The organism is Streptococcus sp. GS001, assembly GCF_021595565.1.
GTDB classification, from domain to species: domain Bacteria; phylum Bacillota; class Bacilli; order Lactobacillales; family Streptococcaceae; genus Streptococcus; species Streptococcus xiaochunlingii.
Genome location: NZ_JACSYJ010000004.1, coordinates 86,392 through 108,493, shown reverse-complemented (window position 1 = coordinate 108,493; position 22,102 = coordinate 86,392). Strand labels below are relative to the sequence as shown.

23 protein-coding genes are annotated in these 22,102 nt (G+C 44.3%); 21 read left to right on the top strand and 2 right to left on the bottom strand.

What is annotated here, in order from left to right; genetic code table 11:
* The first annotated feature begins 72 nt into the window (after positions 1-72).
* Together argR and mutS are read left to right on the top strand one after the other, a co-directional pair.
* The gene (gene argR, locus H8S88_RS08240; protein WP_236128244.1) at positions 73-516 is read left to right on the top strand and encodes an arginine repressor; all 444 of its coding nucleotides are present in this window, start codon (positions 73-75) and stop codon (positions 514-516) included.
* A 106-nt stretch (positions 517-622) separates the two neighbouring features.
* Complete coding sequence (mutS, locus tag H8S88_RS08235; RefSeq protein ID WP_236128243.1) at positions 623-3,166, top strand: DNA mismatch repair protein MutS; 2,544 nt, start codon at positions 623-625, stop codon at positions 3,164-3,166.
* Between the two features lie 232 nt (positions 3,167-3,398).
* Here mutS and H8S88_RS08230 read toward each other — a convergent pair whose 3' ends face one another.
* Positions 3,399-3,857, bottom strand: a complete 459-nt coding sequence (locus tag H8S88_RS08230; RefSeq protein ID WP_061564496.1) for a DUF3021 domain-containing protein — start codon at positions 3,855-3,857, stop codon at positions 3,399-3,401.
* Positions 3,851-4,291, bottom strand: coding sequence for a LytTR family DNA-binding domain-containing protein (locus H8S88_RS08225; protein ID WP_185776829.1), 441 nt, complete (start codon positions 4,289-4,291; stop codon positions 3,851-3,853). The genes H8S88_RS08230 and H8S88_RS08225 overlap by 7 nt, the downstream gene beginning before the upstream one ends.
* A 252-nt stretch (positions 4,292-4,543) precedes the next feature.
* Here H8S88_RS08225 and mutL point away from each other — a divergent pair, with 252 nt between their 5' ends.
* From mutL to H8S88_RS08130, 19 genes are all read left to right on the top strand, one after another.
* The gene (mutL, locus tag H8S88_RS08220; protein ID WP_125329287.1) at positions 4,544-6,493 is read left to right on the top strand and encodes a DNA mismatch repair endonuclease MutL; all 1,950 of its coding nucleotides are present in this window, start codon (positions 4,544-4,546) and stop codon (positions 6,491-6,493) included.
* Positions 6,494-6,513: 20 nt separating this feature from the next.
* A complete protein-coding gene (gene ruvA, locus H8S88_RS08215) occupies positions 6,514-7,107 on the top strand; it encodes a Holliday junction branch migration protein RuvA (RefSeq protein ID WP_003009115.1) in 594 nt (197 codons plus the stop codon).
* A gap of 9 nt (positions 7,108-7,116) precedes the next feature.
* Complete coding sequence (locus tag H8S88_RS08210) at positions 7,117-7,692, top strand: DNA-3-methyladenine glycosylase I (protein WP_125329285.1); 576 nt, start codon at positions 7,117-7,119, stop codon at positions 7,690-7,692.
* Positions 7,693-8,048: 356 nt separating this feature from the next.
* Positions 8,049-9,317: a competence/damage-inducible protein A gene (locus H8S88_RS08205; protein ID WP_125329284.1), complete on the top strand. Its 1,269-nt coding sequence runs from the start codon at positions 8,049-8,051 to the stop codon at positions 9,315-9,317.
* 46 nt (positions 9,318-9,363) lie between these two features.
* A complete protein-coding gene (gene recA, locus H8S88_RS08200; protein WP_048789891.1) occupies positions 9,364-10,506 on the top strand; it encodes a recombinase RecA in 1,143 nt (380 codons plus the stop codon).
* An 87-nt stretch (positions 10,507-10,593) separates the two neighbouring features.
* Entirely contained in the window at positions 10,594-10,992 is a 399-nt protein-coding gene (gene spx / locus H8S88_RS08195; protein WP_006595399.1) for a transcriptional regulator Spx, read from the top strand.
* Positions 10,993-11,175: 183 nt separating this feature from the next.
* Positions 11,176-11,769, top strand: coding sequence for an SP0191 family lipoprotein (locus H8S88_RS08190; RefSeq protein ID WP_006595401.1), 594 nt, complete (start codon positions 11,176-11,178; stop codon positions 11,767-11,769).
* Between the two features lie 11 nt (positions 11,770-11,780).
* Positions 11,781-12,332, top strand: a complete 552-nt coding sequence (locus tag H8S88_RS08185; RefSeq protein WP_048691863.1) for a hypothetical protein — start codon at positions 11,781-11,783, stop codon at positions 12,330-12,332.
* A gap of 140 nt (positions 12,333-12,472) precedes the next feature.
* Positions 12,473-12,739 carry an IreB family regulatory phosphoprotein gene (locus tag H8S88_RS08180; RefSeq protein WP_006597020.1) on the top strand — a complete coding sequence of 89 codons (267 nt, stop codon included), beginning with the start codon at positions 12,473-12,475 and terminating at the stop codon, positions 12,737-12,739.
* Positions 12,739-13,158: a Holliday junction resolvase RuvX gene (gene ruvX / locus H8S88_RS08175; RefSeq protein ID WP_023027379.1), complete on the top strand. Its 420-nt coding sequence runs from the start codon at positions 12,739-12,741 to the stop codon at positions 13,156-13,158. The genes H8S88_RS08180 and ruvX overlap by 1 nt, the downstream gene beginning before the upstream one ends.
* A 17-nt stretch (positions 13,159-13,175) precedes the next feature.
* A complete protein-coding gene (locus H8S88_RS08170; RefSeq protein ID WP_006595405.1) occupies positions 13,176-13,487 on the top strand; it encodes a DUF1292 domain-containing protein in 312 nt (103 codons plus the stop codon).
* Positions 13,488-13,612: 125 nt separating this feature from the next.
* On the top strand, positions 13,613-14,860 hold the full coding sequence (locus H8S88_RS08165) for a bifunctional folylpolyglutamate synthase/dihydrofolate synthase (protein ID WP_048789889.1): 1,248 nt from the start codon (positions 13,613-13,615) through the stop codon (positions 14,858-14,860).
* A gap of 121 nt (positions 14,861-14,981) precedes the next feature.
* Complete coding sequence (locus H8S88_RS08160) at positions 14,982-15,446, top strand: SP_0198 family lipoprotein (protein ID WP_236128242.1); 465 nt, start codon at positions 14,982-14,984, stop codon at positions 15,444-15,446.
* Positions 15,447-15,711: 265 nt separating this feature from the next.
* Complete coding sequence (cls, locus tag H8S88_RS08155) at positions 15,712-17,247, top strand: cardiolipin synthase (protein ID WP_236128241.1); 1,536 nt, start codon at positions 15,712-15,714, stop codon at positions 17,245-17,247.
* A 150-nt stretch (positions 17,248-17,397) separates the two neighbouring features.
* Positions 17,398-18,264: a hypothetical protein gene (locus H8S88_RS08150; RefSeq protein WP_061564486.1), complete on the top strand. Its 867-nt coding sequence runs from the start codon at positions 17,398-17,400 to the stop codon at positions 18,262-18,264.
* A 171-nt stretch (positions 18,265-18,435) separates the two neighbouring features.
* A complete protein-coding gene (cpsA, locus tag H8S88_RS08145; protein WP_048690230.1) occupies positions 18,436-19,914 on the top strand; it encodes an LCP family glycopolymer transferase CpsA in 1,479 nt (492 codons plus the stop codon).
* Positions 19,907-20,638 carry a capsular polysaccharide biosynthesis protein Cps4B gene (cps4B, locus tag H8S88_RS08140; protein ID WP_061564485.1) on the top strand — a complete coding sequence of 244 codons (732 nt, stop codon included), beginning with the start codon at positions 19,907-19,909 and terminating at the stop codon, positions 20,636-20,638. Before cpsA ends, cps4B begins: the two co-directional genes overlap by 8 nt.
* 42 nt (positions 20,639-20,680) lie before the next feature.
* The gene (locus tag H8S88_RS08135) at positions 20,681-21,376 is read left to right on the top strand and encodes a Wzz/FepE/Etk N-terminal domain-containing protein (protein WP_061564484.1); all 696 of its coding nucleotides are present in this window, start codon (positions 20,681-20,683) and stop codon (positions 21,374-21,376) included.
* Between the two features lie 12 nt (positions 21,377-21,388).
* A complete protein-coding gene (locus H8S88_RS08130; RefSeq protein ID WP_223355699.1) occupies positions 21,389-22,084 on the top strand; it encodes a tyrosine-protein kinase in 696 nt (231 codons plus the stop codon).
* Positions 22,085-22,102: the final 18 nt, after the last annotated feature.

Genomic DNA, 22,102 nt, shown 5'->3' with positions numbered 1-22,102 from the left:
TATCACAAAATTCGGCCTTTCTTCAAACTTTTTGGTATAATCAAAGTATAATTATTCAAAAGTGGAGCAAAAATGAAAAAAGATGAACGTCAGCTTTTGATTCGAGAAATTATCCAAAATGAGAAGTTATCGACGCAAAAAGAAATTCAAGACCGTTTAGATCAGAGAGGGGCGGGAGTAACCCAGACAACCTTATCTAGAGATCTGCGAGAAATTGGTCTGATCAAGGTAAAAGAAAAGGGTGGCCTCTATTATAAATTAGCAGACGAACCAGATCGAACAGATATTTTTAGACTGATTGCTCAATATGCACAAGTGGTCTCGAGAGCAGAGTTCACACTGGTTGTTCGGACGGAGCTTGGAGAGGCAGCCATTTTAGCCAACGCAGTCGATGAGATTTTGGATGATCATATCCTTGGAACCGTCGCAGGGGCCAATACCCTCTTAATTGTTTGCAAGGACCAAGAAGTAGCACAAACGGTCCAGCAGACTATTCTCCAACATTCTAGTCACTAGTCAAGGGCGAGGGACCAGTCCAGAAAGGGATCGGCCCTCCTTTTATGTCAGTTTAGAGTTGGAGCAAGCTCTCAGAATGAATGCAATGATATAGAAAAGGAGCAATATGGCAGCAGAAAAACTATCACCTGGCATGCAGCAATACCTAGATATCAAAAAAGACTATCCGGATGCTTTTTTGCTCTTTCGGATGGGGGATTTTTACGAGCTCTTTTATGAAGATGCCGTCAATGCCGCTCAGATTTTAGAGATTTCTTTGACCTCTCGGAATAAAAATGCAGAAAATCCGATTCCCATGGCTGGAGTTCCCTATCATTCAGCCCAACAGTACATCGATGTTTTGATCGAAAAAGGTTATAAAGTGGCTATTGCAGAGCAGATGGAAGATCCCAAGCAAGCCGTCGGTGTGGTCAAACGGGAAGTGGTCCAAGTCATTACTCCGGGGACCGTTGTCGATTCGACCAAGCCAGACAGCGCCAACAACTTCCTAGTAGCCTTGTCTCATGATGAGACGGACTATGGCCTTGCCTATATGGACCTAGTGACTGGGGAGTTTCAGGTCACCAGTCTGAATGATTTTGCCATGGTATGTGGGGAGATCCGCAACCTACGGGCGCGGGAGATTGTCCTGACCTACTCCTTGTCAGAAGGTGAAGAAAGAGTCCTTCTTGGCCAAATGAACCTCTTGCTCTCCCCTATCTCAGAAGTGGCGGAGGATGTCCACCTTTTAGGGGCTGACTTGACTCATTTGGAGAGAATAGCGGCAGGAGGCCTGCTCCAATACGTCCAGGAAACCCAGAAGCGGGAACTCCACCATATCAAGCCTGCCCATCACTATGAAGTTCGTGATTTCTTGCAGATGGATTATGCGACCAAGGCGAGTTTGGACTTGACAGAAAATGCTCGGACTGGCAAAAAACATGGCAGCCTCTACTGGCTCCTAGATGAAAGCAAGACAGCCATGGGAGGCCGTCTCTTGCGGACTTGGATCCAGAAGCCTTTGATGGACCGCCATCGGATTGAAGAGCGCCAAGAGATTATCCAGGTCTTCTTGGATCACTTCTTTGAGCGAAGCGATTTAGCAGATCGTCTTAAGGGTGTCTATGACATCGAGCGTTTGGCCAGTCGGGTTTCCTTTGGTAAGACCACTCCCAAGGACCTCTTGCAGTTGGGTGAAACCCTGCGCCATGTTCCCTTGATCAAATCGCTTCTGGTCGAGATGGGAGAGCCCGTGCTAGACCTCCTCATCGCCCAGTTAGATGAGCTACCAGAGCTTTGCCGTCTCATCGAAGCTGCGATTGATCCGGATGCCCCGATTGTTCTGACAGAAGGCAATATCATCCGTACCGGCTTTGACCCAACTCTGGATCAGTACCGTGTTGTCCTCAGAGAAGGGACCGGCTGGATTGCAGAGATTGAAGCTAAAGAACGGGAGGCCAGTGGCATCACCGGACTTAAAATTGACTACAACAAAAAAGATGGCTATTATTTCCATGTGACCAATTCCCAATTATCCCGTGTACCAGCTCATTTCTTCCGCAAGGCGACCTTGAAAAATTCTGAGCGCTTTGGGACAGAGGAACTGGCTCGGATTGAAGGGGAGATGCTAGAAGCTCGAGAACAGTCGACTAGCCTAGAGTATGCGATTTTCCTACGGATCAGAGAGGAAGTCGGCAAGTACATTCAGCGCTTGCAGTCCCTAGCCCAAGCCCTAGCAACGGTGGACGTCTTGCAAGGGTTGGCCTGTGTAGCTGAAAGACAACAACTGACCCGGCCAGTCTTTCAAGAGGCGCGCGATATCCGGATTGAAAAGGGGCGTCACCCAGTTGTTGAGAAGGTGATGGGGGCTCAAAGCTACATCCCCAACAGCATTTCCATGGATGAGACCTGTGATATCCAGTTGATTACGGGGCCCAATATGAGCGGGAAGTCCACCTATATGCGCCAGTTAGCCATCATTGTCATTATGGCTCAGATTGGTTCTTTTGTACCGGCTCAGGCGGCGACCCTCCCTCTCTTTGATGCCATTTATACCCGGATTGGGGCTGCAGATGACTTGGTATCCGGCCAATCGACCTTTATGGTTGAGATGATGGAGGCCAACAATGCCATTCGCCAAGCGACTCCGGCTTCTCTCATCTTGTTTGATGAGTTGGGACGGGGGACGGCGACCTATGATGGGATGGCCTTGGCTCAAGCCATTATCGAATACATCCATGATCGGACAGGGGCCAAGACGCTCTTTGCCACCCACTACCATGAGTTGACCGACCTGGAGCAGACCCTATCTCGCTTGCGCAATGTCCACGTCGCAACCTTGGAGAAGGATGGCCAAGTGACCTTCTTGCACCGGATTGAAGAGGGACCGGCTGACAAATCCTATGGGATCCATGTGGCCAAGATTGCAGGCCTGCCAAGCGATCTCTTGAAGCGGGCAGATACTATCTTGAGTCAACTAGAAGGCCAAAGCCACGAAGTGTCGATGGCGACTCCAACACAGCAATCCTCTCCAGAGCTTGGAGAACAGTTATCTCTGTTTGCAGCAGATGCCACTCATCCAGTACTAGAAGAATTAAAAACTCTCGATATCTACAACATGACCCCGATGGAAGTCATGATGGCAGTTGCCGAGATGAAAAAGAGAATTTAAAAAACAGTTCATTCGAACTGTTTCAGATTGAAGACAAAGTAATTTTAAAAACTTTCCTTAGGTGAGTACGGACGTCAGCGAACTTCGTAGAAGTTCCATGACTAATCATTGAGCCTAAGGTCTCAATGATTCCGAGTGCCTGAAACACAGTTGTTTCAGGCACTTTTCTCACAGCGGAAAGTTTTTCATCTTCTTGAATGACTAAAAAATAAAAGTCATTTTTTTGAATTCCTCAGGCTTTTCCTTGCAACTGTTGGTTGATCTCTTCTACTTTTTTCTTGTAAATGCGATAAGAAACCGCCCAGATAACCAAGTACACAAGGCTAAATTCTATAATGACGGAGATGTAGAAGCTGATTTGGATTGGGAACCAGCCTCCCAAGGTTGCCAAAGGTAGAAAACCAAAGAGCATCAAAAGGTAGTGGCTGAGGGTCGCACGGAGGAGGCTCCAGTCTTTGTTGAACAGGTTTTTTCCTAAGCTGAAGAGCAAGCCGATGCCAGCCCATATAAGGATACAATAGAGCATGACAAGGGATCCATGCACGTCGTGGGCTTGCATCCATTGTCCAACGCCTGAACTTGGACTGAGAGGCATGTAAGTGGAAGGTGAGTTTAGGAAAGAAAAGACGATAGAGAGGGTAAGGCCAATAAAGATGCCTTTAGATGCATTCGATAGATGAGTCTTTAACATGATAATTTCTCCTTAATAGCTTTTAAATAGCGACGGGACGAATAGGTGATGGTCCCGTTTTTCAGATTGATTTGGACCGATCCGCTGCTGGTAAAATACAGCTGATCGATTTCTTTGGTATTGATAATTTCAGATTGGGAAATTTTTAAAAAGTAGATGGGTAAGTCTTCAGAGAGTTGGTAGAGGGGGCCGGTGAGGATGAAGTGGTCATCCTTTGTTTCCCCAACGACTTGACGGTTTTCAATATAGAACCGATGAAACAAGTGAGTCTCTACAAGATAGGTTTCCCCCTCCTTCTTCGCTCTCAAGCGTTCCTTCTGGTCCAATTCCTCAATGAATTGTTGGACTTTCTGGATGCGTTCGCTAGGTTGTGGCGCTGTGATGGCTACGCCTTCTTCTTGAAAATGGGGGTCAATGGTAACTGTTACTTTCATACAAATCCCTTCTAACATATTGACGTCAAGTAAGCGATCCGCTAGCAGGACTTCTTGCTTACAAGTCTATTAAACACTTTTTCAGGCATCAAGACAAGGCTTTTCGCATATTCGGTCAGTTTGTCTGTTTATCTGGTAGAAGACGGTATCTTTAATGGAGCTGGAGCACAAGGTTTTATAAAGGGAGGGCTTCCTTGTAGATATGGTATAATAGTTCTACCTATGCGCGTATAAAACATAAGAGGGGAAGCTATGTCACAGATTATCGAATTACCAGAAATTCTAGCCAATCAGATTGCTGCCGGTGAGGTCATTGAGCGCCCTGCTAGTGTGGTCAAGGAACTGGTTGAAAACTCCATCGATGCGGGAGCTAGTCAGATTGTCGTAGAGATCGAAGAAGCTGGCTTAAAGAGCATTCAAATCACGGATAATGGACAAGGGATTGCCCATGAGGAAGTGGAATTAGCCCTTCGTCGCCATGCGACTAGTAAGATCAAGAGTCAAGCCGACCTCTTTCGCATCCGGACCCTAGGCTTCCGTGGTGAGGCCTTGCCATCTATTGCCTCTGTCAGTGCTATGACCATCCTGACAGCTCAGGAAGGAGCTAATCATGGGACCAAGCTAGAGGCTAAAGGGGGCGAAATCACTTCTCTTGAGCCGGCGACTAGCCCTGTAGGGACTAAAATCACAGTTGAGGACCTCTTTTTCAATACACCAGCCCGCCTCAAATATATGAAGAGCCAACAGGCAGAGTTGTCCCATATCGTCGACATTCTCAACCGCTTGAGTCTAGCCCATCCAGAAATCGCCTTTACCTTGATCAATGACGGCCATGAAATGACACGGACGGCAGGGACGGGAAATCTCCGCCAATCCATTGCAGGAGTCTACGGGCTCGCTACCGCTAAGAAAATGGTTGCCATCGAGACAGGTAATTTGGACTTTGAAGTGTCGGGCTTCGTCTCTTTGCCAGAACTGACCAGGGCCAATCGCAACTACATCAGCCTCTTTATCAATGGTCGTTACATCAAGAATTTCTTGCTCAATCGGGCCATCTTAGACGGCTACGGCAGTAAACTTATGGTCGGACGCTTCCCGATAGCAGTGATTAATATCCAGATTGACCCCTATTTAGCCGATGTCAATGTCCACCCGACCAAGCAAGAGGTGCGTATTTCTAAAGAACGAGAACTAATGGCCTTGATCTCCCAGGCTATTGTCTCCGCATTGAAAGAGCAGGATTTGATTCCAGATGCTCTAGAAAATCTAGCTAAGTCAACGCTTCGTCGAACAGAAAAGCCAGCCCAGACCAGCCTCCCTCTAAAAGAAAATAGCCTCTATTACGACCGAGACAAAGGAGACTTCTTTGTCCGTCCAGAGGTCGGGGAATCCCAGCCAAGTGGTGAATTGACCCCAGAGCAAACGGTTCTCTTTGCCCCAGAAGAGGGAAATCAGGAGGCTAAATCACCAGCCATCAAATTCGCGGAGCGAAAGGCGCCTCAGTATGATCAACTGGACCACCCAGAGTTGGATCTAGCTAGTCTAGACAAGGCTTATGACAAGTTGGAAGGAGAAGAACATTCGACCTTCCCAGAGTTGGAATATTTCGGTCAGATGCATGGAACCTATCTCTTTGCCCAAGGAAATGGGGGCCTCTACATCATTGACCAGCACGCGGCCCAAGAGCGGGTCAAATACGAAGAATACCGGGAGAGCATCGGGGACGTAGACGGCAGTCAGCAACAACTGCTGGTTCCTTATATCTTTGAGTTCCCTGCAGACGATCTGATCCGCTTGCAACAGCGCAAACACCTCCTAGAAGAAGTGGGAGTTTATCTTGAAGAGTACGGAGCCAACCAGTTGATCTTACGGGAGCATCCGATCTGGATGAAGGAAGAAGAGATCGAGTCGGGCATCTATGAGATGTGTGACATGCTCCTTTTGACTAAGGAAGTGTCCATCAAGAAATACCGGGCTGAGTTGGCCATCATGATGTCTTGTAAACGCTCCATCAAGGCCAATCACACACTGGACGATTACTCCGCTCGCGATCTGATCTACCAACTGTCCCAATGTGACAATCCTTATAACTGCCCCCACGGCCGTCCCGTCTTGGTTAACTTTACCAAGTCGGATATGGAAAAGATGTTCCGACGCATTCAGGAAAATCACACCAGTTTGCGGGAATTGGGCAAGTATTAAATAAAGAATAAAGGAAGATTATGTACGAATACATTAAAGGAATTTTAACGAAAATCACTGCCAAATACATCGTGGTAGAAACAGCTGGGATCGGCTATCTCTTGCATGTGGCCAATCCCTATGCCTACTCTGGCAAAATGAACCAAGAGGTGCAAGTCTACCTGCACCAAGTGGTTCGGGAAGACGCCCATCTTCTCTATGGTTTTGCGACCGAAGAAGAGAAACAGCTCTTTTTAAACTTGATCTCAGTCTCTGGGATTGGACCTGTCTCAGCTCTGGCTATTATCGCTGCAGATGACAATGCAGGCCTTGTCCAAGCCATCGAAAGCAAGAATATTACCTACTTGACCAAGTTTCCGAAGATCGGCAAGAAAACAGCCCAACAGATGGTCTTGGATCTGGAAGGTAAGATCAATCTTGATCTAGAAGATGCACCGGCTCAGTCCAAAGCCAAAGTTGCAGAAGAAAACCAAGCCCTTGAAGAAGCTATGGAAGCCATGTTGGCATTGGGCTACAAGGCAACGGAGCTTAAGAAAATCAAGAAATTCTTTGAAGGCACGACCGATACAGCAGAGAACTATATCAAGTCTGCCCTGAAGATGTTGGTCAAATAGGAGGTTCCTATGCCAAAACGTTGTGGCTGGGTTAAAATGAACAATCCTCTCTATGTGGCCTATCATGATGAAGAATGGGGACGACCCCTCCACGATGACCAGGCGCTTTTTGAGTTGCTTTGCTTAGAAACTTATCAGGCTGGTCTATCTTGGGAGACGGTGCTCAATAAACGACAGGCTTTCCGAGAATCTTTTCATGGTTACCATCTTCAACGCGTCGCAGAGATGACAGATGAAGAACTGGAAGCTTTGTTAGACAATCCAGCCATCATCCGCAATCGTGCCAAGATCTTTGCGACACGTGCTAATGCCCAGGCCTTTTTGCAAGTCCAGGCAGAGTTCGGCTCCTTTGATGCCTATCTCTGGTCTTTTGTTGAGGGGAAGACCATCAACAATGATGTTCCGGATTACCGGCTGGCTCCTGCGAAGACAGCCCTTTCCGAACAGTTGGCCAAAGACCTCAAAAAGCGTGGTTTTAAGTTTACAGGTCCCGTCGCGGTTTTATCCTTTCTACAAGCTGCAGGTCTGGTCAATGATCATGAGAATGATTGTGAATGGAAGGGAAAATCCATAAAAGAAAAATGATTTTTCGTGTAATTCCAAATTTAATTAGAAATTGAATTATACTGTATTACAGAGAAAAATATTTATTGCAAAACTATAACAAATAATTTATAATATGATATGTAAAGCTACTGGATTAATCAAAGTATCTATAGCTACTATCAAAACAACTAACCAGGGGAAAATTATGAAGACCTTATTAATGTTAATCAAATGGACTATACTGTATGTTTTTTTCGGAATTATCACCATTCCTGTTATGATTATTCGTGAACTTAAAAAATGAAAGAAGAGCTGAGAGGCTCTCTTTTTTCTACGATTTTTCTGTTTTTGTGTTACAATGAAGAAAAATTACGAATAGTATAAGTGGAGGCGTTATGAAAGCAGAGATCATTGCAGTGGGAACCGAAATTCTCACAGGACAGATTGTCAATACCAATGCGCAATTCTTATCAGAAAAGTTGGCCGGCCTAGGGATCGACGTTTATTTCCAAACTGCAGTTGGAGATAATGCTGATCGCCTCTTGTCTGTTCTTGGGATTGCGCGTGATCGAAGTGATCTCGTCATCCTCACAGGAGGTCTCGGACCGACCGAAGACGATCTGACCAAGCAGACCCTAGCCCAGTTCTTGGATAGAGACTTGACCTTTGATCCCGAAGCCATGGCCAAGTTGGATCGCTTCTTTGCCAGTCGGCCAGACCATGTCCGAACGCCCAATAATCTAAGACAAGCGCAAATAGTAACGGGTTCTAAGCCCCTCCAAAACCTAACCGGTTTGGCAGTGGGAGGTCTGGTCGAAGTAGAGGGCATTAGCTATGTGGTCTTGCCTGGCCCTCCGAGTGAATTGAAACCCATGGTTACGGATGAGTTGGTGCCCCTGTTAGCGACAGGAGAGAAGCTCTACTCACGCGTCTTGCGCTTCTTTGGAATCGGGGAAAGCCAGCTGGTAACCGTCCTAGCGGATGTGATTGATAGCCAAACAGACCCGACGGTGGCTCCTTATGCCAAGACCGGAGAAGTGACCTTGCGCTTGTCGACCAAGGCTTCGTCACAAGAGCTGGCAGATCAGAAATTGGATCAGTTGGAGCAAGTGATTCTCCGTCATGAGACCTTAGATGGCCAACCCTTGAGCCAGCTCTTCTATGGCTATGGAGATGACAATTCCCTAGCTAAGATGGCTTTTGAACTCTTGCGTGAGCGAGGCTTGACCCTGACCGCAGCGGAGAGCTTGACGGCAGGGATGTTCCAGTCGACTCTGGCTAATTTCTCAGGAGCTTCAGCGGTCTTGCCAGGAGGTTTCGTCACTTACAGCATAGAGGAAAAGAGCAAAATGCTCCAAATCCCCCTAGCTGAGTTACGAGAACATGGAGTGGTCTCTGCCCATACAGCTGAGCGGATGGCGTCACAGGCCCGCCTCTTAACAGGGGCTGACTATGGAGTCAGTCTGACGGGTGTTGCCGGTCCAGACAGTCTAGAAGGCCACCCGGCAGGGACTGTCTTTATTGGAGTGGCAGGTCCAAAAGGAGTCCAATCAATCAAGGTCAATATCGCTGGCCGGAGTCGTATGGATGTTCGTAAAGTTGCAGTCCTACATGCCTTTAATCTGGTACGCAAGACTGTATTATTAGATGAAAATTTGCTATAATAAAAAGAAGGTGTAAAACATTACGCTTTGAACATAGGAGAAAAGAATGGCGAAAAAACAGAAAAAATTAGATGATATCTCGAAGAAATTTGGAGACGAGCGTGAAAAAGCTCTCAATGATGCCCTAAAGTTGATCGAAAAAGACTTTGGTAAAGGATCGATCATGCGTCTGGGCGAACGCGCAGAGCAAAAAGTTCAAGTTATGAGCTCTGGTTCCTTGGCTCTTGACATTGCCTTGGGTGCTGGTGGTTATCCAAAAGGTCGGATCATCGAAATCTATGGTCCAGAATCATCTGGTAAAACAACCGTTGCCCTCCATGCAGTAGCGCAAGCACAGAAAGAAGGAGGCATTGCTGCCTTTATCGATGCCGAGCACGCTTTGGATCCATCTTATGCAGCAGCTCTTGGGGTTAATATTGATGAACTCCTCTTGTCTCAACCAGACTCAGGGGAACAAGGACTTGAAATTGCTGGTAAATTGATCGACTCTGGTGCCGTTGACTTGGTCGTTATCGACTCTGTTGCTGCCTTGGTTCCACGCGCAGAAATCGATGGAGATATCGGTGACAGCCACGTTGGTTTACAAGCGCGGATGATGAGCCAGGCTATGCGTAAGCTTGGAGCTTCAATCAACAAGACCAAGACCATTGCTATCTTTATCAACCAATTGCGTGAAAAAGTTGGGGTCATGTTTGGGAATCCAGAAACCACACCTGGTGGTCGTGCCCTGAAATTCTACGCTTCTGTTCGTCTAGATGTTCGTGGAAATACTCAAATCAAAGGTACTGGGGACCAAAAAGATACCAACGTTGGTAAAGAAACCAAGATCAAGGTTGTGAAGAACAAGGTGGCTCCACCGTTCAAAGAAGCCATGGTTGAAATCATGTATGGAGAAGGAATTTCACGTACAGGCGAATTGCTAAAAATTGCAACAGACCTTGATTTGATCCAAAAAGCAGGGGCTTGGTATTCTTATAACGGTGAGAAGATTGGCCAAGGTTCTGAAAATGCTAAGAAATACTTGGCAGACCATCCAGAAATTTTTGATGAGATTGATCACCAAGTGCGAGTGCGCTTCGGTTTGATCGATGATGGCACTGCTGTAGTTTCACAAGATGAAGTAGCTGAAAGCCCACTTCTTGAAGAAGTAACACTAGATCTTGATGATGCCATTGAGATTGAAGAGTAATTTTTTTCAAAATAGGTCGAAAGACTGATGGTTTTTATGGTATAATATACTACAATGTTATTATCGTGTGGCGAAAGGAGTGCATACATGATTAAAATTTACACAGTTTCAAGTTGCACGAGTTGTAAAAAAGCCAAAACTTGGCTAAATGCTCATCAGTTGATCTATAAAGAACAAAACCTTGGTAAAGAAGGAATTACAAAAGAAGAATTACTCGATATTTTGACCAAAACAGAAAATGGCATTGCAAGTATCGTTTCTTCAAAAAATCGATACGCTAAAAATCTAGGTGTCGATATTGAAGACCTCAGCATGAATGAAGTCATCGATATCATCTTAGAAACACCACGAATCTTGAAAAGTCCTATCCTAGTGGATAACAAGCGGCTTCAAGTTGGTTATAAGGAAGATGATATTCGGGCCTTTTTACCACGTTCTGTACGAAATGTTGAAAATGCGGAGGCTCGCTTAAGAGCAGCCCTATAAGAAACAAGTAGCCAATCGTTTAGCTACTGAGAAGAGTCGAGATGTCAGGATCTCGACTTTTCTTTTGTATCCGGCCAAAGAATCCACGAAAAAATGCTTGTAAGAATGTTTTTGAGGAGGATTCTATGGTACAATACTTCTGTGGGGGAAATCCCTTTATAGAAGCTTATCAAAGGAGAGAACATGAAAAAGAAGCTTATTTGTTTGGGTGTCTTGCTCCTGACGCTGACAGCTTGTGGACAGAAGAAACATGGGAAAACTGATTCTTCCAATGTCCAAAAATCCAACAGTGCTAAAATTGAATCGTTCAATAAAGAAAATCGAAATCTGTTAGAGAAGGCGGAAGAACAGCAAGTTTTCACTAAACACTTTGTCCTTCCAAAAGATGAAAGTGGTATTCGCCAGGAGCAGACCATCACTTATCAAGGGGAACAATTTCAAAAATTGGTCATGACCAATACCACTCCTGTCAGTGATGAATTGAAAAATGCTATTCAAGAAGTTGGTCTTGAAGAGGCCCAACGATTGATGGTAGAGTCGATGGGTAAGGATGAAAAACTTCAACAGGCGCGGACTCTTCCAGGATTTACCATTGAACTGACTTTGCCAAATGAAAATGAATACCAAACGGTCATCACTTATGATTTCACCCAGTTGGATACTAAAAAAGCGGTCGAGTTAGAGTACTTCAAATCAGCCAATATTGCAGATTTATTGAAACTGACACCAACAGAATATATGAATAATCTACTCCGTAATGGAGCAAAAGAAGAATAAGGAGAAAAAACATGAAAAAATTTCTATTACTAGTCGTTGCTGGATTGCTTATCTTGGTAGGTTGTGGGAATTCTCAATCAAAAGGGGGCAAGTCCTTATCGAAAGATAGCGTCGTTACTCGGACCTTTAAGCTTGACAGGGATGTCAATGAAGCTGACGAGGTAGCCAAACAGGAAATTACAGTGACCGTATCCTACCAAGGAAAGAAATACAAAAAAGTTTCCATCAAACTAGCGACTCATGTATCGGATGAATTCAAAGATGAAGTCAAGAAATTGATCGATGCTGAGGATGATAAAGAAGGTGCCAAACAAGCCTTGATCGAAGGTTACGAAGGTGAAGGTGGCATTGATGAATTGAGAGACTACGATGGAATCACCGTGACATCAGATTGGACAGGTGAAGCAATGATCTCTGAGATTGAGATTGATCCTGATAAAGTAGACTTCGATGATATTAAAAACAGCGAAGACTTGGGAGAAATTTGCAAAATGATCAAGACTTACTCTCCAACACTCTTCATCAAAAACATGGAAAAGAATGGCTTTAAAGAAGTCAAATAAAACCATTGAAAATACAGTAGATCGCTTTCAAAAATAAGTGATAAAAAGTCCAAGAAAGCCCGTAAAATCAATATTTTTCGTTTGAGAAAGTATGGAAATTATGGTATAATAGTATGAATATAAAGAAAGAGGGTGGTATTGTGGGATTTACAGACGAAACAGTACGTTTTAATCTTGACGATTCAAACCGTAAAGAAATTAGTGATACATTAAAGGATGTCTACTTATCTTTGGATGAGAAGGGCTACAATCCAATCAATCAAATCGTAGGTTATGTACTCAGTGGTGATCCTGCTTATGTACCTCGTTATAACAACGCTCGCAACCAAATTCGTAAGTACGAACGAGATGAAATTGTTGAAGAATTGGTTCGTTACTACTTGAAAGGGCAAGGGATCGATCTCTAATGAGAATTATGGGACTAGACGTTGGCTCGAAAACAGTCGGAGTAGCCATCAGTGATCCATTAGGTTTTACTGCTCAAGGTCTGGAGATTATTCAGATTGATGAGGAGAAAGGAGAGTTTGGTTTTGACCGTCTCTCTGAACTGGTGAAGGAATACCGGGTTGATCGCTTTGTCGTTGGTTTGCCGAAAAACATGAACAACACAAGCGGTCCTCGAGTGGAAGCGAGTCAAGCTTATGGAAAGCGCCTTGAAGAGTTATTCAACTTGCCGGTTGAGTATCAGGACGAGCGTTTGACGACCGTTGCCGCAGAGCGGATGCTGATTGAGCAAGCGGATATCAGCCGAAATAAGCGAAAAAAAGTAATTGATAAATTGGCTGCCCAGTTGATTTTGCAAAATTATTTAGATCGAAAATTTTAGAAAAAAGAGGAAATAAGATGGCACACAATCATGATCATGACCACAACCATGACGAACGCGAATTGATTACATTGGTAGATGAGCAAGGAAACGAAACCTTGTTTGAAATCCTTTTGACCATTGATGGAAAAGAAGAATTTGGTAAAAACTATGTTCTTTTGATTCCTGCAAATGCAGAAGAAGATGAAAACGGTGAAGTAGAAATCCAAGCTTACTCATTTACTGAAAACGAAGACGGAACAGAAGGCGACCTTCAACCAATCCCAGAAGATTCAGATGATGAATGGAACATGATTGAAGAAGTCTTCAACAGCTTTATGGAGGAGTAAAAACATCCAGTGGATGTTTTTAGCCCTGCTTTTAAAAATATTGGAAGTGAAATAAGAAACCAAAGAAATAGCAGAGCGTGAGCCAGCAAGAAGGCTTGATCGCTCTTTTCTTTTAGGAGAAAGAAATGAATCAAATTGAAGAATGGATGAATAGCCGAATTGGACTCAATTTTCGTTCAGGCTTGGGGCGGATGCAACAGGCTGTAAAGCTCTTAGGGGATCCTCATGAAGCTGTTCCGATGATCCATGTGACGGGGACTAACGGGAAGGGCTCAACCATTGCGTTTATGCGCCAACTATTCCAACAGCATGGTCTGAAAGTAGGGACCTTTACTTCTCCACATATCGTTAGTATGCATGATCGGATTTGTATCAATGGGCAACCAATTTCGGATCAAGATCTGATTCGCTTGGGTCAGAGCATCCAAGCGATGGAGTCTCAGCTTCTCGAGACCCACGACCAACTCTCTTACTTTGAGATCATCACCCTCTTGGCCTTTTTGTATTTCCATGAACAAAAAGTAGACCTGGCCTTGATCGAGGTTGGGATCGGAGGCCTCCTTGATACGACCAATGTCATCACAGGAGAGGTAGCAGTGATCACCTCAGTAGGGCTGGATCATCAGGAGACCTTGGGAGGAAGCCTAGAGGCCATTGCTAGGCAAAAAGCTGGAATCTTTAAAGCCGGGAAGCCGGCTGTTATCGGTCCACTGGCTAAAGAGGCTGAGCAAGTCTGCATAGAAAAGGTCCAGGCAATAGGCTGTCCACTGGCTCGCTATGGAGAAGATTTCCAACTGATAAAGGGCGTCTTTCAAGATGCGCACCATCGGTTTGACTCACTGAAAATTGGGCTCAATGGAGCTTATCAGGAAGAGAATGCTGCGGTGGCTCTTGAAGCCTTTCTCCTCTTCATGGAGCAGAGAGGTCTGGCGGTCGATGAAAACGGTGTTCGGGAGGCTTTGCAAGCGACTAGCTGGCCGGGACGTCTGGAGAATTTTGACCAGGGCGTCTATCTAGATGGCGCTCATAACCCCCATGCCATCCATCGCTTGGTCGAATATGCCCGTACCTTTTCAGATAAGCGCGTGAAGATCCTTTTTGGTGCTTTAAAACGCAAGGATTACCAAGGGATGTTGGAGATCTTTGCAAGCGACTTGCCGGAGGCGGACTTGACGGTGACGACCTTTGCTTATGGGGAAGTGGTCCAAGAGGCGGATGGCTTAGGTTATCCTTATGTAGCAGATTTCAGAAATTATTTGCAAGATTTTTATAGCCGACAAGATGGTCAAGAGGTGCTCTTTGTCACCGGTTCTCTTTACTTTATTTCGGAAGTTCGCGCTTATCTATTGGAGCAAGGAAAGAACCCTTTATAGGCGATGGTATTCAACGCTCAATCATAAAGATTGACCAAAAACAGACTCTATCGTATACTAAAGGTGAGCCACAAATAAACGGGGAAGTCCCTTAAAAGGTTGGCGCGAAAGGAGACCATCAATGGCAAAGAAAGTGACTGCTTTATTGGCAACAGCTACAGTCCTCCTACTTGGAGCGTGTTCGAATCAGCAAACACCATCTTCTTCACAGTCTAATATTCAGGTGACTGATTCCGAAGCAAAGACAACAAATACACAAGGAAGTTCTTCTGATGGAAGCTCAAATTTATCTAGTTTAAATACTACAAACACTCAAGTGACTCAAGGTAATATTGATGGAACCTACAAAGGGGTAGATGAAGCGGACCAGATTACCTTAGTTGTCACAGGAAATACAGGAACTTGGACAGCTGTGGAGCCTGACGGAGAACAAGAAATCAAGCCAGTGAAACTAGATGCTGCCAACCAGTCGATTATCATTGGAGATGATGCCTACCGCTATCGACTAGAGGGGCAACAATTGACTCTGGAAGACTTTGACCAAGAGCTCTATGATGATGATACGATTGTTTTGACCAAGCAATAAAATAGCAGAAGTGAGAGTGGGACAGAAATTGGTAATTCGTTAGAATTCGATTTCGTCGTCCCACCTCCGCATAGTTGGGTAGGGCTGTGAAAGCTGATGAAATCAGCGTGGTAGAGCCCACTCAACCACTGCGTCTTGCTCGATAATCCAAAGACAATTGAGAGGCTAGGACTTTTGTCCCAGCCTTTTTTTTCATTTTATCGGGTTTGCGCTCCCTTCTTAGAACTGGTATACTAGTAGGGATTAGAAAAGAAGGAGAACGAGGGTGAGTTTTCGAAAAATTCGATTGTTAATGTCCAAATATGGGTTCAGTATCCTCTTTATGGGGTTTGAACTCTGGTTGTCCTTTGCAGCCTTCTTTTGGCTAAATGAATGGTTCCCCAATTGGATGTCTGTCACCATCATGGTCCTCTTGTATATCTCGACCATTTTGGCGATTGTTAACCGGAATATGCCTCCAGAGAGCAAGGTGACCTGGCTCTTAATTGCCGTCATCCCCGTTTTTGGTTCCCTTCTTTACCTCATGTTTGGGGAGCGGCGTCTGTCCAAAAAAGAAATGGTCCAGTTGGAAAATATGGAATCCATGAATTTCCGTGAGGATAATAGCCACGAGCTTCGCCTCCAGTTGAAAGAAGAGAGTAAGAGCGTCTATGGGATGGTCAACTCTATTCTATCCATGGACCACAATGCAGACCTGTACAACGGGACGGCTTCGACTTTCTTCCCGCTAGGGGATCAGATGCTCCCGCAATTGTTGGAGGATTTGCGCTCAGCTAAGAAATTTATCTTTCTCGAATTCTACATCATCGAGGAAGGCCTGATGTGGAATAGTATCCTAGATATCCTACTTGAAAAGGTTAAAGAAGGGGTAGAGGTGAAATTGCTCTACGATGATATCGGCTGTATGGCGACCCTGAAGGGGAACTACACCAGACGCTTGCGAAAATTAGGCATTGACGCCCATAAGTTCAACAAGGTGGTGCCACGATTGACGGTGGCTTATAACAATCGAGACCACCGCAAGATCTTGGTCATTGATGGTCAGATTGGCTATACAGGTGGGGTTAACCTAGCGGATGAGTATATCAATCAGATAGAGCGCTTCGGTCATTGGAAGGATAGTGCAGTGCGCTTAGATGGTCGAGCGGTTAAGGCCTTGACGCGGCTCTTTCTCATGAACTGGTACATCAACCAGGGGGAAATTGAAGATTTTGATAAATACCATATGGAAAACCAAGCGGTAGAGGGTGAAGGCTTCTATATTCCCTTTGGTAGCGGCCCTAAACCCATCTACAAGTCCCAAGTTGGTAAGTCTGTTTATCAGAATATCATCAATCAGGCGACGGATTATGTCTACATTACGACCCCTTATCTAATCATTGATTATGATTTGACAGAAGATATTCGAAATGCGGCTCTACGAGGGGTCGATGTACGCATCGTGACTCCTTTCATTCCAGATAAAAAACTGATCCAAATCGTTACACGAGGGGCTTATCCAGACCTCATGGAAGCAGGGGTGAAAATCTATGAATACACTCCAGGCTTTATCCATAGCAAGCAAGTATTGGCCGACGATGAAGTCGCAGTAGTCGGGACCATCAACTTTGACTATCGGAGCCTAGTACACCACTATGAGAATGCTGTCTGGATGTATCGAAGTCCAGAATTGACCAAGATCCGAGCGGACTTTGGAGAGATTTTCTCTGTATCTCAGCAAATCAAGCTAGACACTTTCCGGATTACCTGGTACCAGCATTTGATCAAAGAGATTATGCAGTTGTTTGCACCAATGTTATAGGCGAATTGAGCCCTTCTTAGGGGAAGGAGGGCTTGTTAGTGTGAAGTGTGTAATGAAATATTACAATTTGTTTACATACACTTATCTGAGAATTCTCAAAGGGTAATTTTTGATATAATGAACATAATCTATAAAAAATAAGGAGAACTTATGAAAAAGCTTGTAAAATATGGTGTTTTACCAGCCTGTTTATTGATGTTAGTAGCTTGTTCATCAAAACCAGTTGTTGAAAAACCTCAAACTAAAGAGGATAAAGTAGAACAATCTAGTGAATCAAAAGAAGAAAAGACAAAAAAACAAATTGAAAAAGATGGGGATATTATTCTTCGTGCCATCTTTACAGATCATTCTTCTGGTTTCACAACTTTGATGGGTACATCAGTTGACAAGTGGAAAAAACAAATCACCGAAAAATTTGTCGATGAAAATGCATCAAAATATTTACCAGCAGAAAACTACACACTTGAACTCACAACTGAAACATTCACTCCAGAAAAAATCTTGGAATTGTTTGACCAAGCTCGTTTCAAAGTGTTAGCAACGATCGGTGATGACTATGAAATCACCAAGGTTGAAGACGAAGGAGATATTGCGACGGTTACCTTCAAATCTCGTGCAATTGCAACACGTGACTTGGCTAACTTGATCAACCGCGCAAAATCTAGTCTGTTTGAAAACGGAATTGAAGATGTTAAAAAATTAGAAGACAACACAGATCCAGATCTGGAAAAACGTTTGTCTTTATTGAACAACTTCTTGTTCTACTATGCCTTTGATCGTTTGAACGAAGATTTTGGGTACATCGAACCACGTGAGTACACTTTGGAATTGACAAAAACCAAAGAAGGGCGTTATATCCTTAGTGATGAAAGCTTCCTTGAACTACGTAAGGAAATCTTTGTAAACGAATACTCTGCTGATGGAGCTGAAACTCGTAAAGGAAGCAATTCTTCAAAGAGTGATTCTTCGACTAGCAAGGATTCAGATACAAGTTCAACCTCAAAAGATAAAGTATAAACCTATAAAAAAGGTGAGGAAACTCACCTTTTTTATTTGCTCATTTTTTCTTATGTTACTGTACAGAAAGTTAGGAATAGTATAAAATTAATAGTGGAGAAATGGGCATAGATTCTGATCTGTAGGCCAATTTTATGTTATAATATTTAAGAAAATAGTATGGGGGATAAAATGAATCGAAGTAGAAAAAACAAACATTCAAATAGAACAAGCGGTTGGGATCAGCTACGCATTGTAAATAGTGGTCTCTGGGTTTTAACGCTACTTGTAGCTGGGCTCTTTCTTTATAATGTCTTTAGCTACAATATCCTAGCTTTCCGTTATTTGAATATTCTTGTGACGGTATTGTTAATTGGCGGACTTTTTTTAACCTTGGGTTTGATCCTTGCAGGCAAGGCTAAAAAGACGACGCTATTTTTATTGGTTTTAGGCTTGCTAGGGACCTCCGTGGGGACATTTGTTACCCAGCAATTGGTCGATGTCGCTGGAAATGTGAACCGAAATGCCAACTATACGGAATTTGAAATGGCTGTCTATGTCAAAGCAGATAGTCCAATCCAAGATATCAAAGAAATCAGCAGTGTAGCAGCGCCTACGGGGAATAATAATGCAGATGATCTTCTAGCCTTGGTAGAGGAAGTGAAGAAAACGCGCCAGCATGACTTGACCATCGAAGATGTGGAATCTTACGTGGCAGCCTACCAGGCCCTACAAGAAGATAAGACACAAGCCATTGCTTTGAATAGTACCTTTGAAGATACCATTGCCAGTGTGGATGCTGACTACGCGAAAAAATTAAAGAAAATCTATTCTTACAAGATCCGTCGCCAAGTGGAAACCAAGGCAAAGGCGGATGCCAATGCGGATACCTTTAACATCTATGTCAGTGGGATTGACACCTATGGCCCAGTCACTTCGGTTTCTCGATCTGATGTCAATATTATCATGACGGTCAATCGAAAGACCAAGCAAGTCTTGCTGACCACGACTCCGCGTGACGCCTATGTACCGATCGCAGATGGTGGGAACAACCAAGGGGATAAATTGACCCACGCTGGGATTTACGGAGTAGATGCGTCTATTCATACCTTAGAAAATCTGTACGACATCAAGATTGACTACTATGTCCGCTTGAATTTCACTTCTTTCTTAAAGCTTGTCGACCTCGTCGGAGGGATTGATGTAGAAAATGATCAAGAGTTTACAAGTCTACACGGGAACTACCACTTCCCTGTAGGAAAAGTCCACTTGGATTCGGAACAAGCTCTTGGCTTTGTCCGTGAACGCTACTCTCTCGAAGGTGGAGACAACGACCGTGGGAAGAACCAAGAAAAAGTCATCGCAGCCATTATCCATAAATTAACATCGACCAAAGCATTGAGCAATTACAACGAAATCGTTTCTGGTTTACAAGATTCCTTGCAAACCAATATGCCCTTGCCAACCATTATGAATTTGGTCAATACACAGTTGGAGACTGGTGGAAGCTACAAGGTGACTTCACAAGCTGTCACTGGACAAGGACGAAATGACTTGCCTTCATATGCGATGCCAGGATCTGCTCTTTACATGATGGAGTTGAATGCTGATAGCGTGGCACAAGCCAAAGAAAAGATAAACCAAACCATGGAAGGAAAAAACAATGATTGATATTCATTCACACATTGTCTTTGATGTGGATGATGGACCAAAGACGATTGAGGATAGCAAACTCCTCATCGAGGAAAGCTACCGTCAAGGGGTCCGAACCATCGTTTCGACGTCCCATCGTCGGAAAGGGATGTTTGAAACCCCAGAAGAAAAGATCTATCAAAACTACTTAGCAGTAAAAGAGATGGTGGCGACCTATCTACCGGAAATGACCTTGCATTTTGGAGCAGAAATCTATTATACGCGAGATATTCTTGAAAAACTGGAAGCTGGGACTATTCCAACGCTTGCTGAAACCAGCTTTGCCTTGATCGAGTTTAGTATGGCGACCCCCTACAAGGAGATTCACCAGGCCTTAAGTGCAGTTTTGCGCTTAGGAGTGACTCCGGTGGTTGCCCACATTGAACGCTACCACTGTTTGGAAAAAAATGAAAAACGGGTGCGGGAATTAATCCGAATGGGATGCTATACCCAGATCAATAGTTCGAGTGTCCTCAAGCCGAAGTTGTTTGGTGATCGCTATAAGTTCATGAAACATCGTGCCCAATATTTCTTGGACAAGGACTTGGTCCATTTTGTTGCCAGCGATATGCACAATGTTGATCAGCGCCCTCCATACATGGACCAGGCTTATCAGTTGATTGAAAAACGCTACGGCAGTGACCGGGCGCGTGCCCTTTTTGTTGAAAATCAGCAAACATTATTGGATGACGAATTGTTTTAATCATCAAGTTCCATCACGGAGATTGAAAAGGAGAAAGTGAATATGAAAAACCAAGAGAGCAAAGAGATCGAATTGGATGTGGTCTCCCTCTTTAAAACCTTATGGCGTCGTAAATTCTCAATTATCATTACGGCCTTGTTGTTTGCGATTGGAGCCCTAGGCTACAGCGCTTTTGTAGCGAAAAAGATCTACCAAAGTACCAGCCGTATCTACGTAGTCAGCCGTCAGAATCAAGAAAACAATGCCTTGACCAACCAAGATCTTCAAGCGGGATCCTACTTGGTTAAAGACTATCGCGAGATCATCCTTTCTCAAAATGTCTTGAACCAAGCCATCGAAGAGTTGAAGTTGGAAATGACTCCAGCAGAGCTTGCTAAGAAAGTCTCAGTGGCAGTTCCAGCGGATACTCGGATTTTGTCCATCACAGCATCAGACCCAGATCCACAAGAAGCAGCTCGGATCGCGAATGGATTGAAAGATGTAGCGGCCGAAAAAATTATCGCTGTAACCAAGGTATCTGACGTGACGACTTTGGATGAGGCTGTCGTACCGCAAAACCCTTCTTCACCAAATATTAAGCGAAATGTCGTTATTGGCTTTGTCCTTGGGGGTGTCTTGATTTCCATCCTGGTGATCTTGTCAGAGGTATTGGATGACCGTGTGAAGAAACCAGAAGATGTCGAAGAAGTGATGGGCATCACTCTATTAGGTGTGATCCCTAGTGTGAAGAAACTGTAAGAGGGAGAATTCATGGCAACCTTAGAAATTGTAAAAAGCAAATTAGCAGCGATGACTCAGGCTGAAGAGTATTTTAATGCCTTGAGTACCAATATTCAGTTGAGTGGGACCAATATTAAGGTTGTTGCCATCTCATCTGTGCAACCAAACGAAGGAAAATCAACCATTTCTACGAATTTGGCGACAGCCTTTGCGCGTGCGGGCTATCGTACCTTGTTGATCGATGCGGATATCCGTAACTCGGTCATGACAGGTGTCTTCAAGAGCCAAGGTCGTGTTGCTGGTTTGACAGAAGTACTTTCTGGGAAGAGTGAGATTTCGCAAGCAATTGCGACGACAGATTATCCAAAACTGGATGTGCTCCTGTCAGGGCAGGTTTCTCCAAATCCAACGGGTCTCTTGCAAAGTAAAAACTTCGAGGTCATCATTGAGGCGCTCCGCAATCACTATGACTATATCGTTGTCGACACCCCACCAATTGGGATGGTGATTGATGCGGCGATTATTGCTCAACGCTGTGATGGTAGCTTGATTGTGACAGCAGCAGGAGCTGTTAGTCGCAAGGCTGTTCAAAAGGCCAAAGAGCAACTAGAGCAGACGGGGACACCATTCCTAGGAGTGGTCCTCAATAAATTTGATATTCAATTAGAAAAATATGGTTCTTATGGTAATTACGGGAACTATGGCAATTACGGGAAAAAAAGATAAAGAATAGGATCGGGATAT

Coding starts and splice junctions, on each gene's coding strand:
- argR (WP_236128244.1), top strand. CDS start 73: ATGAAAAAAGATGAACGTCAGCTTTTGATTCGAGAAATTATCCAAAAT.
- mutS (WP_236128243.1), top strand. CDS start 623: ATGGCAGCAGAAAAACTATCACCTGGCATGCAGCAATACCTAGATATC.
- H8S88_RS08230 (WP_061564496.1), bottom strand. CDS start 3,857: ATGTTAAAGACTCATCTATCGAATGCATCTAAAGGCATCTTTATTGGC.
- H8S88_RS08225 (WP_185776829.1), bottom strand. CDS start 4,291: ATGAAAGTAACAGTTACCATTGACCCCCATTTTCAAGAAGAAGGCGTA.
- mutL (WP_125329287.1), top strand. CDS start 4,544: ATGTCACAGATTATCGAATTACCAGAAATTCTAGCCAATCAGATTGCT.
- ruvA (WP_003009115.1), top strand. CDS start 6,514: ATGTACGAATACATTAAAGGAATTTTAACGAAAATCACTGCCAAATAC.
- H8S88_RS08210 (WP_125329285.1), top strand. CDS start 7,117: ATGCCAAAACGTTGTGGCTGGGTTAAAATGAACAATCCTCTCTATGTG.
- H8S88_RS08205 (WP_125329284.1), top strand. CDS start 8,049: ATGAAAGCAGAGATCATTGCAGTGGGAACCGAAATTCTCACAGGACAG.
- recA (WP_048789891.1), top strand. CDS start 9,364: ATGGCGAAAAAACAGAAAAAATTAGATGATATCTCGAAGAAATTTGGA.
- spx (WP_006595399.1), top strand. CDS start 10,594: ATGATTAAAATTTACACAGTTTCAAGTTGCACGAGTTGTAAAAAAGCC.
- H8S88_RS08190 (WP_006595401.1), top strand. CDS start 11,176: ATGAAAAAGAAGCTTATTTGTTTGGGTGTCTTGCTCCTGACGCTGACA.
- H8S88_RS08185 (WP_048691863.1), top strand. CDS start 11,781: ATGAAAAAATTTCTATTACTAGTCGTTGCTGGATTGCTTATCTTGGTA.
- ruvX (WP_023027379.1), top strand. CDS start 12,739: ATGAGAATTATGGGACTAGACGTTGGCTCGAAAACAGTCGGAGTAGCC.
- H8S88_RS08170 (WP_006595405.1), top strand. CDS start 13,176: ATGGCACACAATCATGATCATGACCACAACCATGACGAACGCGAATTG.
- H8S88_RS08165 (WP_048789889.1), top strand. CDS start 13,613: ATGAATCAAATTGAAGAATGGATGAATAGCCGAATTGGACTCAATTTT.
- H8S88_RS08160 (WP_236128242.1), top strand. CDS start 14,982: ATGGCAAAGAAAGTGACTGCTTTATTGGCAACAGCTACAGTCCTCCTA.
- H8S88_RS08150 (WP_061564486.1), top strand. CDS start 17,398: ATGAAAAAGCTTGTAAAATATGGTGTTTTACCAGCCTGTTTATTGATG.
- cpsA (WP_048690230.1), top strand. CDS start 18,436: ATGAATCGAAGTAGAAAAAACAAACATTCAAATAGAACAAGCGGTTGG.
- cps4B (WP_061564485.1), top strand. CDS start 19,907: ATGATTGATATTCATTCACACATTGTCTTTGATGTGGATGATGGACCA.
- H8S88_RS08135 (WP_061564484.1), top strand. CDS start 20,681: ATGAAAAACCAAGAGAGCAAAGAGATCGAATTGGATGTGGTCTCCCTC.
- H8S88_RS08130 (WP_223355699.1), top strand. CDS start 21,389: ATGGCAACCTTAGAAATTGTAAAAAGCAAATTAGCAGCGATGACTCAG.